Here is a 14736-nt window from a genome sequence, read left to right on the forward strand (position 1 = left end):
CTAGAAATTGAATGGTTTCTTTTGGATGTTGTCTTCCTGAACCTTCGGCAATGTTGGATGGTACTGAAACCGCACATCGTCTAATTTGAGAAGTTAAGCCATATGTTTCTTCCTTTGGAAATGCAGCTTAAAAATGATGAATGCATCGATTTGGCAGGAAATTTCCACAGATCACATATGAAGCATTATAAAGAGGCTTAACATTTCCTACAATCAAAACAAAAATTAACCCATTCTTCATTGGCAAAAAGAGTGTCCAAAAATTCTACTTTCTCGCTAAATTAAGGAGATTTACGTTGAGGGAGTTTTCTTTTTAAGGAAAAGAGCTTATGGTTTTTTGGGCACTTTCTTAAAATAATTGACGTTGAGCGTATTCAAAAAGCTCGGCATTCTTTTTTCTGGTTTAAACTTTCTTAGTTGAGAACTCAGGAATCACAAGTAGCGGCAGCTTGATCCGATCTTTAACATGTTGGGTATGACTACCGTTAAAAATTCGATAGAATACACTATGTTTCTTGTGGACCATTGCGAGCATATTTACCTGTCTATGCTCTGCAAACCATTCTAAACCATGATTTATGTCAATATTCCACACATATTCATAATCAATCTTAGCATAGCCAACGCTATTCCCTATCTGTTTCATAAAATGATCTACCTTCTCTTGGTGTTTGCCTTCTGGCGCCTCATCACCAATGTGAACCAAAAGAATTTCTGCATTAAACTTCTTTGCAAAGTCAGCCAGTTGACCAATCAGTTCCACATCTTTTGCGCCAAGGTCTGTAGCAAATGCAATTTTATATATACCATTGAACCGGATATTTTTTGGGATCAGCAAAATAGGTATTTTGGCCGTTTCTATTATTGTTCTTGAACTACTTCCCAATAAAAACTGCGTTATTCCTCCAGATCCAGACATGCCCATCACAATCATCTCTACAACAGGATTACTTGCAAAAGTATTAATCGCTTCAGGAACTGACCCAACCCCTATTGAATAATCAATAGCTGGTCGGAAGGAATCTAAAATGGCTTCCGTTTCGAAAAGTTTTTCCAATTTTTTTGCCGTCATCTTCAGCTCCTGTGTCGATTCTTCTTCCAAGGTATCATACTCTACCAAAGGCCAGGAAGCCTGTGCCATTATGGGGATCTCCAGAGGTACCATAATCACATTGCACAATTTAACATTTACCTGCATTACCTTGGCTAAATGCATGGCATAAATGGCCGCATTTTTGGCTGGCCACGAAAAATCAGTGGGCACTAAGATCTTTTTCATTAGCATATGTTTTTAATGGTTGATGACCATGAGGCTACTTATTTAAATTTCAACAAATTACCCCCCTTAACTAATGACAACCATCATCCTTTCTCATGATATTGAACAAACGAAAAAATCAATTTATACACCTATAGATATTCTATTTTTATCAATTCCATTTGAGGGGAAAAATCATAAACAAGAGGCACCCCAGTAACCACATCAAGTTTTGAGATTTCTTGTTCATCTAATTTTTGCAAATACATAATCAATGCCCTAAGGCTATTTCCGTGAGCTACGATCAGCACCATTTTATTTACCTTTAATTGGGGCATTATTTCTTTTTGATAGTAAGGAACTACACGTTCAAATGTATCTCTTAGGCTTTCTCCACCCGGAGGTCTTATGCTAAAGCTTCTTCTCCATAACAACACTTTTTGCGGGCCATATTTTTTTGCTGTCTCAGCCTTATTCAGTCCCTGTAATTTCCCATAATTTCTTTCATTCAATGCTGGAGACTTGACCACTGGAATTTGGCGTCCAATTTCTTTAAGGATAATTTCAAGCGTACATATCGCTCTTTTCAATACCGAAGTGTAAGCAATATCAATGGGAAATTCTTTTAATAGCTTTCCTGCTTTTTTTGCTTCCTGTTCTCCCTGAAAGGTAAGGCCAATATCCATTTCACCTGTAAACCGGTTCTCCAGGTTCCACTCAGACTGACCATGTCTCAATAAAATAAGCCTAGCCATTATTGATCATTAACGTTCATCATCGGGCGCAAATGTGTTCAGCCTATTTCTGGCCTGCTGTAATTCATGCTGTAATTCAATGATTTGTTTCAACAAATTATTAATGACATCTATTCCTTCTAAATTAATACCCAGTTCATGGTGTAACCGCACCATTTTTTCTACCTCACTTATCTCCTCTATATAGAGATAAAGTTCTTCTCCCTGTTGCTTCACATTAATCAGCCCAAATTGATGAAGGGAAGATATAAATGATGGTTCAACATCATGGTGCAAACAGAACTTGGTGATCAATACCAAATGCTCATTTTCCATTTTTGATCTTACTTAACTCGGTGAACAATTCTATTTCCTTTGCTGAAAGATGGGTAGGCAGTTTAACCTGATAGGTGATAAAGAGATCACCAAAGTCATTTTCTTTTTTATACACTGGAAATCCCTTGCCTTTAAGTTTAACCTTTGTTCCAGGCTGGGTTTCTGGTGGCACTTTCAACTTTACTTTCCCATTAAAAGTATCAACCAGTATCTCTCCCCCTAATACCGCAGTGTAAAGGTCTAACGCTACGTCTGTATATAGGTTTTTTCCATCCCTTTTAAATTTGGTATCGTTGTTAATGGAAAAGGTAATATAAAGATCACCGTTGGGGCCTCCATTTGCTCCTGGAGAACCATGGTTCCTAATCTTAATGACCTGACCATCTTCTATTCCAGCTGGAAAAGTTAACCTAATGTTCTTTCCGTTAACCGTGAGGGTTTGTTGTTGACTACTGTAAACATCACGTAAGTTAAGCTGTAATTCTGCATTGAGATCGCTGCCCCTGAACTTTGGTTGCCGTCCCTGGTTGGCAGAACCACCAAACATGGACCCAAAAACATCGAAAAAATCCTCCTCCGAAAATGGTTGTCCCGCATTTTTTGCAGATGGTCTCTTTTGTTGGTATTCTGCTCTTTCAAATTCCTCTGCATGTTTCCAGTCTTTTCCATGTTGATCATATTTCTTTCTTTTCTCAGGATCACTCAACACCTCATTGGCCTCGTTGATCTCCTTGAATTTTTTCTCTGCCTCCTTATTATTGGGATTAAGGTCTGGATGGTATTTTCTGGCCAACTTTCGATAGGCAGCCTTAACCTCTGCTGCACTTGCCGATTTGGGTATTTCCAATGCGCCATAATAGTCTATATGGTCCATGCTTAAAATTTTAAACTAAACTGTCAGTATTTATTTGGCCAAATATCCCCCGTCAATTGGATAGTAACTGCCATTCACAAATGAAGATTTGTCACTTCCCAACCAAAAGATCAACTCCGCCACTTCTTCACTTTTACCCAACCTGCCAATCGGATGCATGGCCACCAGCTGGCTTTTCATCTGCGCATCAAGAGCGTTAAGCAACGGGGTATCAATAAAACCTGGGCCAACTGCATTTGCCCTGATATTTTGGGCAGCATATTCTAACGCTGCGGTCTGGGTAAGCCCAATAACGCCATGTTTGGCTGCACTGTATCCGGCAGACCCAGCAAAACCTACAGCTCCTAAAATGGAAGAAACATTAATGATATTTCCCCCACCACTCGCTAACATGGCGGCAATTTGGTACTTCATACCATAAAAAAGGCTATTTAGATTTACTGAAATGACCCTTTCCCAACCTTCAATGCTCATATCGGCAATTGGATTCTGCTCCCCGCCAATTCCGGCATTATTTACTGCAATATCCAGTTTACCATAGGTACTTACGGCAAAATCAACCAATACTTTCATCTCTGTTGCAACGGCAACATCTGTTCGGAAAAATGAGGCCTTACCTCCTGCAATATTGATCTCTTGAGTTAATTGTATCCCATCTGGCTCATGGATATCGGATACCACCACATTGGCCCCTGCCTTTGCAAATAATTGTGCCACTGCTTTCCCTATGCCTGAAGCGGCACCCGTAACAATTACTGTTTTACCTTCCATATTATGATTGTATTATTTTATGATAAAAAATGTATGTTTCAATCCATTCCGACAGACAATTTCTGTTGTTAACGATGAACATATTTGCACAACGTCTTAACATCGGTTTCTGTTTTACTTTTATTGAATTTACAATCAACAAGTTGCATCTATATATTGCTCAAGAACTAAACTTTCTACCGCGAATGTTTCTATAAATATACCCTGCCCCGTAACGCCAAGCCACTATAAGACAATTAAAACACTGATTATAAGCAATTCAAACAAACCATTATAGCTGCAACTAATAAGGAAAGATCAACATAGGTACAGGTTTATACAATGTACATTTGTCCTTAAAATACTGTTTGGTAAAGGTGTTAAAATGAAAATGCTGGTTAACAAATACCAACAGATCGGCGTTGAAATCCTTCACCATTGATTGGACTGTTTCTGAAATATCTTCCTTTTTGAGCATGTTTATGGAAATGTTATGATAGTTTACATGGTGGTCTATTTCATCTCTAAAAATAGCATTAGCTTCTTCGGCCTCAATTTCAGGAAGTCCACTAACCGTAGTATGTGCAATTGTTACATTTGCATTCCACTCACGAGCAAGATCTGCAATAAAACTAACGGTTTTCAAGCCGCAGAAGCGAAGATCGGTCAGATAGACCAAATCTCTAAATTCATTAAACTCCCACGAGGAGGGGACGATCAACAAAGGACATTTGATTTCACTAAGCAGCATGTTAATAGCCAAGTTGACATTTAGCAAAGCAGCAGGAAGGAACTCATCCATTCCCTTGATGACCATATATACATTATGATCAGTTGTCAATCGCAAAAGCTCTTCTCCGGTAAAATCTGTAAGTTCAACCTCCTGCACAACAGGATTAAAGTCGGTATAGCGTTTTTCAAGGAGCAATAAGCTACCCATCAAATCTGACCGATGCTTCTCCAAGGTTTCATGGGAAGTCAATTGTTGGTTTGGATAATAGACAGCACCTGTTTGAGGAGAAATGCTGGCCAAAACAAGGCCCATATGCATTTTTTTGGCCAAATCCAATGCAAATAAAGCGGCGTGTTCTGCTTGTGGACTATGGTCATTTAAAACAAGTAAGTTTTTCATCCAGCTCTTTATTTAAAACAAAGGTAGCTCGCCCAATGCTTGAATTTAATGACAGAGGTCATCAGTACAGTTGTTTAACATCAATTCATACCAATATGCAGATTAGGGTGTTATTTAGCATTTAATATACGTTGCGTATGTGCTGCAATCATAAGTTCTTCGTCAGTTTTCATAACCCTAATGGTAACCCTGCTATTAGGGTGGGAAATTAGGCTTCTGCCCTTAATATTGGAAAGATGGTCTAGTTTCACGCCCATAAATTCCATTGAGGCACAGACTTCCTGTCTTACCAAAGCCGAGTTTTCTCCAATTCCGCCGCAAAACACCAACAGATCAAGGCCACCAAGCGCTGCAGCAAATGAGCCTATATATTTTTTAACCTGATAACAGAATAGCTCAAATGCATCCCTTGCCTTTTGATCATGCTTACTTTGCTCAATTATCTCTTCCATATTTCCAGTACCCGCCATGGCCTTTAATCCAGATTTTTTACTCAACAGATCATCAAGTTGTTCAACAGAGAGCCGATCCTGCTTGAGGATAAAAAGAATAGCCCCTGGATCAAGGTCTCCTGATCTTGTAGCCATGACCAATCCGCCCATGGGACTAATGCCCATAGTAGTATCCTTGCCAATGCCCGTAGCAATAGCTGCTAGGCTTGAACCATTGCCCAAATGAGCAATGATCACCTTTTGCTTTCGGACAGTGGTATCTTCCCTAAGTAACTGTCTAAAGATGGACTCATAGGAAAGACCATGGAAACCGTAACGTATAAGTCCATTTTCTCTATAATTTTCTGGCAAGGGATAAAACTTGGAACGGCTTGGCATCTCTTTATGGAAAAAAGTATCAAAGCAGGCAATATGTGGTATGCCGCTATAGACTTTACCAAAGATACTTAAAAGTTTGAGCTCACTGGGCAGGTGATTGGGTGCCAAATAACTATATAAATTAAGATCTATAAGCAGTTTTTCTGTGATTTCCTCCGGGCTCACATGTAATGGGCCGCCTTGTACCACTCGATACCCAATGGCAAGTATTTCCGATTTGTTTATATGACTAGATACCCATTCCATAAGCATTTTAATGGCAGTGTCCAATGTTGGGTGCGAAAATGTCTTTTTAATTAATTGCCGATTCTCTTTTGAACTGATCTCTAACGTACCCTGATTTTCTCCAATTCCAGCTATTGAACCAACATATTCCTTTTCAAGGCTACCAAAGCGAAAGAGATTGAATTTCAAGCTCGATGAGCCCAAGTTAAGAGTAAGGATCAATCCATCTGATTTTTTCCACTTTAACAAAGTTTTGCCTTTCATAAGCGATTAATGAAATAGGAAACAATTTCTCCTAAATATAAATTGAAAATGATCCTTATAAAATGATCACTAAACGGTTAATTTGATGATGAAGATCACCAAATGACTGGATCTATTCATCGATCTTAAAGCCAAAAGTTTAGATAACCTATCATATTTTCAATGGACCATTTGCTGGTTTAGTAAAACAAAATCATCTTATAAATTGTATATATACCATGGCCGATCAACAACTGTAAATCCAATAATTTACAAGTAACCCTAAATGAAGACCTCAGACCACAGCCCTAAATCTGCCATCAAACAGCCAGGCAAAATAGCTGTATGGTTCTTGACGATTTATGACATTTATCGTTTTATTATTAGATTCTTTAAGGAAGCCCTCCTTCCACCTTATGAATTCAAGGAAGTAATGAGACAATGCTATGAAATTGGGTACAGATCTGTACTATTGATCTCTACTACAGGATTTATCACTGGGCTTGTGTTCACCAAACAATCTAGGCCATCGCTCTCAGAGTTTGGTGCAACTTCATGGCTCCCATCATTGGTTGGCATTGCGCTCCTCAGAACATTAGCTCCGCTGCTAACTGGATTAATCGCTGCAGGAAAAGTAGGTTCGAGCATTGGTGCAGAGCTCGGATCAATGAATGTGACCGAACAGATCGACGCCATGGAGGTATCTGCCACTAACCCTTTCAAATACCTAGTGGTAACCAGGGTGCTTGCCGCCACCATCACTATGCCAATACTTGCCTTTTATACAGTCATGATCGGCATGCTTGGCTCTCTACTTAACGTTTCCATCAACGAAGGTACCAGTGCCAGTGCATTTTTTCAGAGCTCCTTGGAGAGTATAACCTTTTTGGACATTACGGCCTCAACCACCAAGGCCATCCTCTTTGGTTTTACAATTGGCATGGTTGGTTGCTATCAGGGCTACAACTCATCAAAGGGTACTGAAGGTGTGGGTAAGGCCGCCAATGCCTCTGTGGTCATTGCCATGTTCCTCATTTTTGTAGAAGAAGTAGTATGTGTACAGTTTTTCAGTTTTTTCATAACCTAAATACTAATGCAACAAAAAGAATTAACCGATACCAATAGAGAAAAAGTAATCGAGATCAAGGGATTAAACAAGTCTTTTGGCGACATGAAAGTACTTTCCTCGGCTAACCTCGACCTCATTAAGGGAGAGAACCTGGTGGTACTTGGTAAGTCTGGCTCAGGAAAATCTGTCCTGATCAAAATTATTATTGGCCTTTTGAAACCAGACATTGGAATGGTGAACGTATTAGGTAAAACTGTTGACCAGATTACGTATAAGGAGCTTTTAAAGCTACGACTGCGGGTAGGCTTTTCTTTTCAGAGCAGTGCATTATATGATAGCATGACCGTTAAACAGAATCTGGAATTTCCCTTGATACGTAACCAAAGATCATTAACCAAGCTCGAAACCGAAAAACGTATAGATGAAATGCTCGATGCAGTAGGATTACTAAAAACCCTTAACCAAATGCCTTCGGAACTTTCGGGTGGCCAACGAAAGCGTATTGGTATTGCCAGAACACTCATTCTTCAACCTGAAATTATGCTCTATGACGAACCATCTGCAGGTCTTGATCCTATAACCTGCATTGAAATCAATAAATTGATCAACGATGTTCAGGAACGATTTCATACAAGTGCAATCATTATTACCCATGACCTTACCTGTGCAAAGGAGGTCGGCAATAGGATTGCCATGTTGGTAGATGGGCATTTTGAAAGACAGGGCACTTTTGAAAAGGTTTTCAATTCGGGCGATGAGCAAGCTCAAGCATTTTATAATTACAATTTTATTCAATAGCAAATGTCAGTAACAGATAACCGAAAAAAAATCATCGTAGGTCTATTCATTACTTTAGGTCTACTGATCTTCATCCTTTGTATTTTCACCCTAGGATCGCAGAAAAAAACCTTTGTAAAGAGCTTTACCCTAAGTGCCATCTTCAATGATATACAAGGGTTGAAGAAGGGCAACAATGTGTGGTTTTCGGGCGTAAAAATTGGCACCGTTAAAAAAATAGAGTTCTTTGGCACCTCGCAGGTCAGGGTTTTCATGAATATTGAAGAAGGCGTACACAAATATATCCATAAGGATGCTGGGGCAAGCATCAGTACCGATGGTTTTATTGGCAACAAGATTGTAGTCATTACAGGTGGGAATCCAAAATCTCCTTTCGTGGAGGACGGCGACAGCTTGGTAAGCAATACTTCAGTCTCTACTGACGAAATTATGAAAACTCTTCAAGTAAATAATAAAAACTTGTTGGACATTACCTCCGATTTCAAGATATTGGCCAACAACCTGGTCAATGGCAAGGGTGCTGCGGGTGCGTTACTTAGCGATGAAAAAATTGCGACCGATTTTAAAACCATGGTGGCTAACCTGAATAGCACCACAATGGCCACAAAACAAACTGCTCAAGACCTGAACAGATTCACCAATACCCTGAACACCAAAAACGGGCTAATGGACAAGCTATTAACAGATACTATTTTATTTGAAAAATTAGAAAAGTCTGCTATTTCTCTACAACATTCCGCAGCTTCGGCAGAGCTACTTACCAACAACCTACATACAGCCTCTGCACAACTGAAATCAAATGAAAATGCAGCTGGCTTATTGCTTAATGACCCTAAAATGGCTCAGCAAATCAGAACCATTATGACCAATCTTGAGCTGAGTAGTATAAAACTTAACGAAGACTTGGAAGCATTACAGAGCAATTTCCTTTTTAGGGGATTTTTCAAAAAAAGAGCCAAGGAAGAAGCAAAAAAAACAGGACAAAAATAATACAGCTTTATATTACCTAATCATTAAATATGATAAACTAATATCCAAAAAAAATAGCATTTCCAAAATTTATACAGTATATTGTAGTTAGCTAAATTTAACCATCCATTCATATTTATGCCCTCTAAGCACAAAACAAAGTTCCTGCTAAGAAGAATCCGAAAGTTATTTGGGCTTTTAGGGCCCGGAATCACTACTGGTGCCGCTGACGATGACCCTTCGGGCATTGCTACCTACTCGCAAACAGGTGCACAGTTTGGCTATGGACAACTATGGACTGCATTATATATGCTGCCCTTTATGACCGCCGTGCAGGAAGCCTGTGCAAGAATAGGACTGGTAACAGGAAAAGGTATAGCCGCTGTTATAAAAGAGCATTATAGCCGTAAAGTTCTTTATTCAGTAGTGGGGCTTGTAGTGGTGGCCAATACCATTAACATAGGGGCAGATATTGGAGCTATGGCGGCGGCCGCACAGCTCCTCATTCCTGTACACTTTGTTGTGCTCACCCTACTTTTTACCGCACTAATCCTAACCTTAGAAATTTTCACCAATTACAGAACTTATTCTAAGATCTTAAAATGGCTGGCACTCACCTTACTGGCTTATCCAATTACGGCATTCATTGTAGATCAGCCGTGGCCAACTGTACTAAAGGCAACCGTAGTACCCCATTTCGAATTTTCCTTTGATTTTCTGTTTATCATTACCGGTGTGTTTGGTACTACCATTACCCCCTATATGTTCTTTTGGCAGGCCTCACAAGAAGTGGAGGAAGAGAAAGCCAAAGGCCTCATGAGAGACGGAAAGCCCAGAATTGGTTGGCCGCATATTCACGCTATGCGCAAAGATAATAATGTTGGTATGATCATTTCAGAATTTACAACATGGTGTATTCTCTTAGTTGGTGCCACAGTTTTGCACAATAGTGGTGTAACCGATGTAAAAAATGCAGCCGATGCGGCCAAAGCATTAGAACCCTTGGTGCATTCTTTTCCAAATTCGGGTTATTTGGCCAAACTGATCTTTTCTGTGGGTATCATCGGGCTGGGTCTACTTGCAGTCCCTGTACTTTCTGGCTCTGCTGCCTATGCCGTTTCCGAGGCTTTCAATTGGAATGCAAGTCTCAATCTTAAGCTTAGAAAAGCGCATGGATTTTATGGCGTAATTACCATCTCTACACTTATAGGACTAATTATCAACTTCATAGGCATAGATCCGGTAAAAGCATTGGTTTATACGGCCGTTATCAATGGTATAGCTGCTGTTCCCTTATTATTTCTGATCGTTAAAATTGCAGCAAGTGATAAGATTATGGGCGAATACAAAAGCAGGTGGTTATCAAAATTTTTTTTATGGGCAACCTTCTTCATTATGGGAGCAGCTGCCGTTGCATTGTTTTTTACCATATAAATCTCGTAATGAAACCTGATAGACATTTTAACCTAGGAAATGTCTGTTTTAAAATTGAACCATTCAAGAATTTTGTTAGCTTTATGGGCAATACAAGGCCTTCAAATGAAATATCACTATCAACCCGTTTCCAGAACAGCTGTCCGTATAGAAGTTATACCAGAAGATCCAAAAGAAAGTACTTTCCTCAATTCCTTTGAGCGAGAAGAAACCCTGTATCATCAAGACCTTATAGCATGCTACGAAAAAGGATTAGAGGCCTATAATACCGATGCTATCTTGCGAAAAACCACTTTTATGCAGTTTCCAAGAGTAGCCCTTTGCAGTTTCGAGCCTGCACAAAAAACTATCGAGCAACTGATTTAGCTGCCTATCATCTACCCTATTTTTCAATAATCTGCTAGCCCCCTTCTACTGGTGCATTCATCTTTTATACCTATTCGATGATGAACCATGATTTTGACTTAGGTTTCACAAAAGCTAAACTCCCCTTATCAAGAAGTACTTCCAACATCGACACGTGTATTCTGCTTCACAACTTCTTGCTCTGTGAGATGGCTTTTAACTTAACATGGCCAAAGTAACTTCGATCACTCTTTTAGTTTCTTCCGGGTCCCTAACCTGTATACAGGTAGCTGCTGTTGCAAGAACGGGATAATCATTCCCTCCTTCGAACAAGGCATCACCTGCAAACATCATCTCAGAGGTTTCGATCCCTAGCATTTCCTTCAGCTTAAAGATGCCATAGGCTTTATCAATTCCCTTATGCGTTACATCAATTGATGTAGCACCTCCTATCTGTACGGAAAAACCCGCCAAGCGCTTATCTAAAATTGCTTTTATCCGCTTTCGTTTGCCAAAGTCTAGATCCCAAATCTTTTTTTCTGCCAGTGGGGCCTGCTGTCCAAGACCAGAATAGGTAATTTGACTTCCCCTATCCTCAATAAGCTCGCCCCATTGTTTTTTAGGCAGAAGACCTTCAGCGGCAACTGCATGACCTAATTCTTCCAAAATAAGTTTTCTTTCTTCAGCAGTAAAATCTTCTTCATACAGCTTTTCCCATCCCAGGTTATAACTATAATATTGGGTACCACAAACTGGTAGTATGGATAAATTGGCCAATCCATCCCCAACCGAAAGTCTAGGTAGTACCTGTTTTTGAAATTGAAGCCAATTTCCTCCTGAAATGATGGATACTTTCATCAAATGAAGCAAACGATCCAATAATCCACCCATCTCGCTATCAATAGGTAATTTGCTTAAAGCTAGAGTACCATCAAGATCAAACACAAAGAGTTTTTTCATAACTTTTTAAAAGGACATCAAAAAAAGAAACAAATATTGGACCGTCTTTTCCATCTCCTAAAATCTATAGCTCCACAATGTTAAAATGATACCTATCATACCTATCGCAAATATTAATCAAACCAACAAACTAAGAGCATCTAGAGGAAATAGCCAGCAGAAGAGACTTATTAACAAGTACAACAACACCAGCATAGCTTTTAGCGATTCTTTAGTCAATGATGAACATCTAATAATACCTTGACGACCATCATTCGTTAAATAGTGGCCAATCATGAATTTTGTAGAGAGCAAACGATATTCAGCAATATTGTTTTGCCTTCCATTAATCTAATCGTTTCAATCATGAAATTACATATCAGGAACATGGTGAGCACTCCCTGTAAGATCATCGTAAAAAACGAACTCGATGCACTTGGGTTAAAGTATCACCATATTACCCTCGGAGAAGTTGATCTGGTAGATGTTCCAGCCGAAGAAGAATATACACAGTTAAAGACGGTATTGAGCAAATTTGCCATGGAGCTGATCACAGATAAAAAAACCATGCTTATTGAGCGCATTAAGAACACTATCATTGATATGGTACATTACACCGAGGAATTTCCCAAAGTGAAAAACTCAAATTACATTAGCGAGAAAATCAAACATGATTATACCTATCTAGCCAATGTATTTTCGCGAGAAACGGGAATGACCATAGAACATTACATCATCAACCACAAAATTGAACGGGCAAAGGAACTGCTGCTTTATCATGAACTCAACCTTACCGAAATTTCCTACCTTTTGAATTATAGCAGTGTTGCACACCTTTCCAGACAGTTCAAACAGGTTACAGGCCTAACGGCGTCATTGTTCAGAAATACCTCTTTTGAAAATAGGATTGCGCTTGAAAATGTATAAGAGATCAATTGCCCTAAATTTTCAGCTTAGTCATTCCATAACCTAAAAGTGTGAATCATGTAACGAAACCTAAGAATTCCATAACCATCATCATTTTAAAGCAAATATTTTTGAGCAGATCGGATTTTTGGTCTTTTAAAATATAAAATAATCATGACAACATCAACAAAACTGGGTATTTGGATGGACCATTCTATAGCAAACCTCATCGAATTCCAAGACGCACCCATGCTTACAAAAACCCTTGAATGCAAATTTACGCATCAAGAAAAAGAAGAAGCCATAAAAAGGGGTGAAAATACCATGCATACCAAGGAACAGGGTGAGCAGGCCGCTTATTACAAACAACTTGCCGAGATTATTAGAAATTACGAGGAAGTTATTCTTTTCGGACCAACCGATGCAAAAGTAGAATTGTATCATACCTTTAGGGATGACCATCTATTTTCGAAGATCAAAGTTGAAATTAGGCAAGCGGATAAGATGACCGAAAACCAACAGCATGCTTTTGTACGCAAATACTTTACAGAAAAAACCCAGGCACGTTGACTATAATATCTTTTCTCCCCCAAATGCAAAAATGATAGAGGATGTCCAAAAAGCTGCTTTCTCCTTTCATTTAATTTAGTAAAGATACCCTCTTATAAAAACCACATTTTATTTATGATGATTTTTTTGGCACCTTATAAAGGATCATGCTTTTTTGGACTTCCTTTCTATGTGTTAATCTACCAGATAGTAATCATATTCAATGACAATGTCATTATCTATGAACCATACGCCGGGCGCTTTCCAAGCCACTCGCTCTGCTTCGTCTTTCTGAAATATGGAATTCACTGTACCGCTAAGGGTTACACGGTTTCCTGAAACATCTACCTTGATATCCTGGTCATTGATGGACCAGTCGCGGGCAATGGCCTTTTCTATTTCTTCTTTTTCCACCCTATCTTTTACTACTGAAATAATATTAATATTATTGATCACACCCTTTATACCTAAAAGATTTTTGACCGCTTTTTTCACTGCATTCTTCTGATAATACCAATCCAAATCGCCTTCTAGGGTTACCCATCCTTTTTCAACCTTCACTTTTATCTTTTCATCTGGCACCTGCCAATTCCATCTAAGCGCATTTAACACTTCCCCGGCAATATCACTATCATCCTTAATGTCTTTGTTGGCAAACTTTACTTCAATTTCTTCTACCACAGCCTTAACTCCGGCCACTTTCTTCGCTGCTGTTTCTGCTTCTGTTTTTTTGACATAATTATCTACAGTGCCCGTTAAGGTGACTACTCCATCCTTAACTATTACACCTATTTCTGCAGCATGTAAAAGTGGTTCCCACTTTATGGCATCCTGAACGTCTTTCTGTAAACTTTCATTGCTTTTCATCACTTAAAATTTTAGGGTGAATTATTTCACAATGCAAAGTTTGCCGATATCACCTATTGTTTGTTATATGTTTAAACAAAATAATTACACAATTCACATTTCCGGTCCCTTCCATCCTTTCAGGTTTTCCTACAAACAGCTACCACTAAAAAGTGTGAATTTTATAAATTTCACTTAAAGTTGTACAAAAAAACGACGAATTTCTCTCCCCTTAGGGGCGCATTTTAGATGCACAACTAAGTGAGCACCAATGTGAAGGTTGGCTTTAAGGCTATTTGCTCACTTGAAGACATGGGGTATTCAATAGCTACTGTAACAGTACAGACCATCAATGTTAATAAGAATGGCAAAAGCCTGATCTTTATGATAATTTTCCTATAAAAAGACAGTTCTATTTACTTTGAACCAGCTATAGATCTAATGAATTAATGGGATGTTCATGTTTTAAGTACCCCTCTACCTCAAGCGATAATATAGC

Annotated in this window: 16 protein-coding genes and 1 pseudogene; 7 read left to right on the forward strand and 10 right to left on the reverse strand. The window is 39.0% G+C overall.

What is annotated here, in order from left to right:
* The 8 genes and pseudogenes from JHD79_RS10325 to JHD79_RS10360 all read right to left on the reverse strand — a co-directional run.
* Positions 1–127 (reverse strand): annotated as a pseudogene (locus tag JHD79_RS10325) (four helix bundle protein); the annotation flags it as partial.
* 276 nt (positions 128–403) lie between these two features.
* The gene (locus JHD79_RS10330) at positions 404–1279 is read right to left on the reverse strand and encodes a universal stress protein (protein ID WP_199119152.1); all 876 of its coding nucleotides are present in this window, start codon (positions 1277–1279) and stop codon (positions 404–406) included.
* A 131-nt stretch (positions 1280–1410) separates the two neighbouring features.
* A complete protein-coding gene (locus JHD79_RS10335) occupies positions 1411–2013 on the reverse strand; it encodes a 2,3-diphosphoglycerate-dependent phosphoglycerate mutase (RefSeq protein ID WP_199119153.1) in 603 nt (200 codons plus the stop codon).
* 9 nt (positions 2014–2022) lie between these two features.
* Positions 2023–2328: a chaperone modulator CbpM gene (locus JHD79_RS10340; protein WP_199119154.1), complete on the reverse strand. Its 306-nt coding sequence runs from the start codon at positions 2326–2328 to the stop codon at positions 2023–2025.
* Positions 2318–3202, reverse strand: a complete 885-nt coding sequence (locus JHD79_RS10345; RefSeq protein ID WP_199119155.1) for a DnaJ C-terminal domain-containing protein — start codon at positions 3200–3202, stop codon at positions 2318–2320. The genes JHD79_RS10340 and JHD79_RS10345 overlap by 11 nt, the downstream gene beginning before the upstream one ends.
* A gap of 30 nt (positions 3203–3232) precedes the next feature.
* Positions 3233–3973, reverse strand: coding sequence for an SDR family NAD(P)-dependent oxidoreductase (locus JHD79_RS10350; protein ID WP_199119156.1), 741 nt, complete (start codon positions 3971–3973; stop codon positions 3233–3235).
* 283 nt (positions 3974–4256) lie between these two features.
* Complete coding sequence (locus JHD79_RS10355) at positions 4257–5084, reverse strand: universal stress protein (RefSeq protein WP_199119157.1); 828 nt, start codon at positions 5082–5084, stop codon at positions 4257–4259.
* 110 nt (positions 5085–5194) lie between these two features.
* Positions 5195–6403 (reverse strand): acetate/propionate family kinase, encoded by a 1209-nt coding sequence (locus tag JHD79_RS10360; protein ID WP_199119158.1) that lies wholly within the window; start codon positions 6401–6403, stop codon positions 5195–5197.
* Between the two features lie 265 nt (positions 6404–6668).
* Here JHD79_RS10360 and JHD79_RS10365 point away from each other — a divergent pair, with 265 nt between their 5' ends.
* From JHD79_RS10365 to JHD79_RS10385, 5 genes are all read left to right on the forward strand, one after another.
* Positions 6669–7469, forward strand: coding sequence for an ABC transporter permease (locus tag JHD79_RS10365; protein WP_199119159.1), 801 nt, complete (start codon positions 6669–6671; stop codon positions 7467–7469).
* Between the two features lie 6 nt (positions 7470–7475).
* Positions 7476–8249, forward strand: coding sequence for an ABC transporter ATP-binding protein (locus tag JHD79_RS10370; protein ID WP_199119160.1), 774 nt, complete (start codon positions 7476–7478; stop codon positions 8247–8249).
* Between the two features lie 3 nt (positions 8250–8252).
* Complete coding sequence (locus JHD79_RS10375) at positions 8253–9239, forward strand: MlaD family protein (protein WP_199119161.1); 987 nt, start codon at positions 8253–8255, stop codon at positions 9237–9239.
* Between the two features lie 117 nt (positions 9240–9356).
* Entirely contained in the window at positions 9357–10652 is a 1296-nt protein-coding gene (locus JHD79_RS10380) for an NRAMP family divalent metal transporter (protein WP_199119162.1), read from the forward strand.
* 105 nt (positions 10653–10757) lie between these two features.
* Positions 10758–11018 (forward strand): hypothetical protein, encoded by a 261-nt coding sequence (locus JHD79_RS10385; RefSeq protein ID WP_199119163.1) that lies wholly within the window; start codon positions 10758–10760, stop codon positions 11016–11018.
* A gap of 195 nt (positions 11019–11213) precedes the next feature.
* Here the strand turns inward: JHD79_RS10385 and JHD79_RS10390 are convergent, their stop codons facing one another.
* Entirely contained in the window at positions 11214–11957 is a 744-nt protein-coding gene (locus JHD79_RS10390) for an HAD-IIB family hydrolase (RefSeq protein WP_199119164.1), read from the reverse strand.
* 345 nt (positions 11958–12302) lie between these two features.
* Between JHD79_RS10390 and JHD79_RS10395 the strand changes: the two genes are divergently transcribed.
* On the forward strand, positions 12303–12863 hold the full coding sequence (locus tag JHD79_RS10395) for an AraC family transcriptional regulator (RefSeq protein WP_199119165.1): 561 nt from the start codon (positions 12303–12305) through the stop codon (positions 12861–12863).
* A 153-nt stretch (positions 12864–13016) separates the two neighbouring features.
* Positions 13017–13412, forward strand: coding sequence for a hypothetical protein (locus JHD79_RS10400; protein WP_199119166.1), 396 nt, complete (start codon positions 13017–13019; stop codon positions 13410–13412).
* A gap of 174 nt (positions 13413–13586) precedes the next feature.
* Here the strand turns inward: JHD79_RS10400 and JHD79_RS10405 are convergent, their stop codons facing one another.
* Entirely contained in the window at positions 13587–14258 is a 672-nt protein-coding gene (locus tag JHD79_RS10405) for a BON domain-containing protein (protein WP_199119167.1), read from the reverse strand.
* Positions 14259–14736 lie beyond the last annotated feature (478 nt).

Origin of the sequence: Pedobacter sp. ASV28 (assembly GCF_016428855.1) — a bacterium.
In the GTDB taxonomy this organism is placed as follows: Bacteria; Bacteroidota; Bacteroidia; order Sphingobacteriales; family Sphingobacteriaceae; genus Pedobacter.

Bases quoted from the DNA above. Each gene is read 5' to 3' on its own strand.
- JHD79_RS10330 (WP_199119152.1), bottom strand. From the start codon at position 1,279: ATGAAAAAGATCTTAGTGCCCACTGATTTTTCGTGGCCAGCCAAAAAT.
- JHD79_RS10335 (WP_199119153.1), bottom strand. From the start codon at position 2,013: ATGGCTAGGCTTATTTTATTGAGACATGGTCAGTCTGAGTGGAACCTG.
- JHD79_RS10340 (WP_199119154.1), bottom strand. From the start codon at position 2,328: ATGGAAAATGAGCATTTGGTATTGATCACCAAGTTCTGTTTGCACCAT.
- JHD79_RS10345 (WP_199119155.1), bottom strand. From the start codon at position 3,202: ATGGACCATATAGACTATTATGGCGCATTGGAAATACCCAAATCGGCA.
- JHD79_RS10350 (WP_199119156.1), bottom strand. From the start codon at position 3,973: ATGGAAGGTAAAACAGTAATTGTTACGGGTGCCGCTTCAGGCATAGGG.
- JHD79_RS10355 (WP_199119157.1), bottom strand. From the start codon at position 5,084: ATGAAAAACTTACTTGTTTTAAATGACCATAGTCCACAAGCAGAACAC.
- JHD79_RS10360 (WP_199119158.1), bottom strand. From the start codon at position 6,403: ATGAAAGGCAAAACTTTGTTAAAGTGGAAAAAATCAGATGGATTGATC.
- JHD79_RS10365 (WP_199119159.1), top strand. From the start codon at position 6,669: ATGAAGACCTCAGACCACAGCCCTAAATCTGCCATCAAACAGCCAGGC.
- JHD79_RS10370 (WP_199119160.1), top strand. From the start codon at position 7,476: ATGCAACAAAAAGAATTAACCGATACCAATAGAGAAAAAGTAATCGAG.
- JHD79_RS10375 (WP_199119161.1), top strand. From the start codon at position 8,253: ATGTCAGTAACAGATAACCGAAAAAAAATCATCGTAGGTCTATTCATT.
- JHD79_RS10380 (WP_199119162.1), top strand. From the start codon at position 9,357: ATGCCCTCTAAGCACAAAACAAAGTTCCTGCTAAGAAGAATCCGAAAG.
- JHD79_RS10385 (WP_199119163.1), top strand. From the start codon at position 10,758: ATGAAATATCACTATCAACCCGTTTCCAGAACAGCTGTCCGTATAGAA.
- JHD79_RS10390 (WP_199119164.1), bottom strand. From the start codon at position 11,957: ATGAAAAAACTCTTTGTGTTTGATCTTGATGGTACTCTAGCTTTAAGC.
- JHD79_RS10395 (WP_199119165.1), top strand. From the start codon at position 12,303: ATGAAATTACATATCAGGAACATGGTGAGCACTCCCTGTAAGATCATC.
- JHD79_RS10400 (WP_199119166.1), top strand. From the start codon at position 13,017: ATGACAACATCAACAAAACTGGGTATTTGGATGGACCATTCTATAGCA.
- JHD79_RS10405 (WP_199119167.1), bottom strand. From the start codon at position 14,258: ATGAAAAGCAATGAAAGTTTACAGAAAGACGTTCAGGATGCCATAAAG.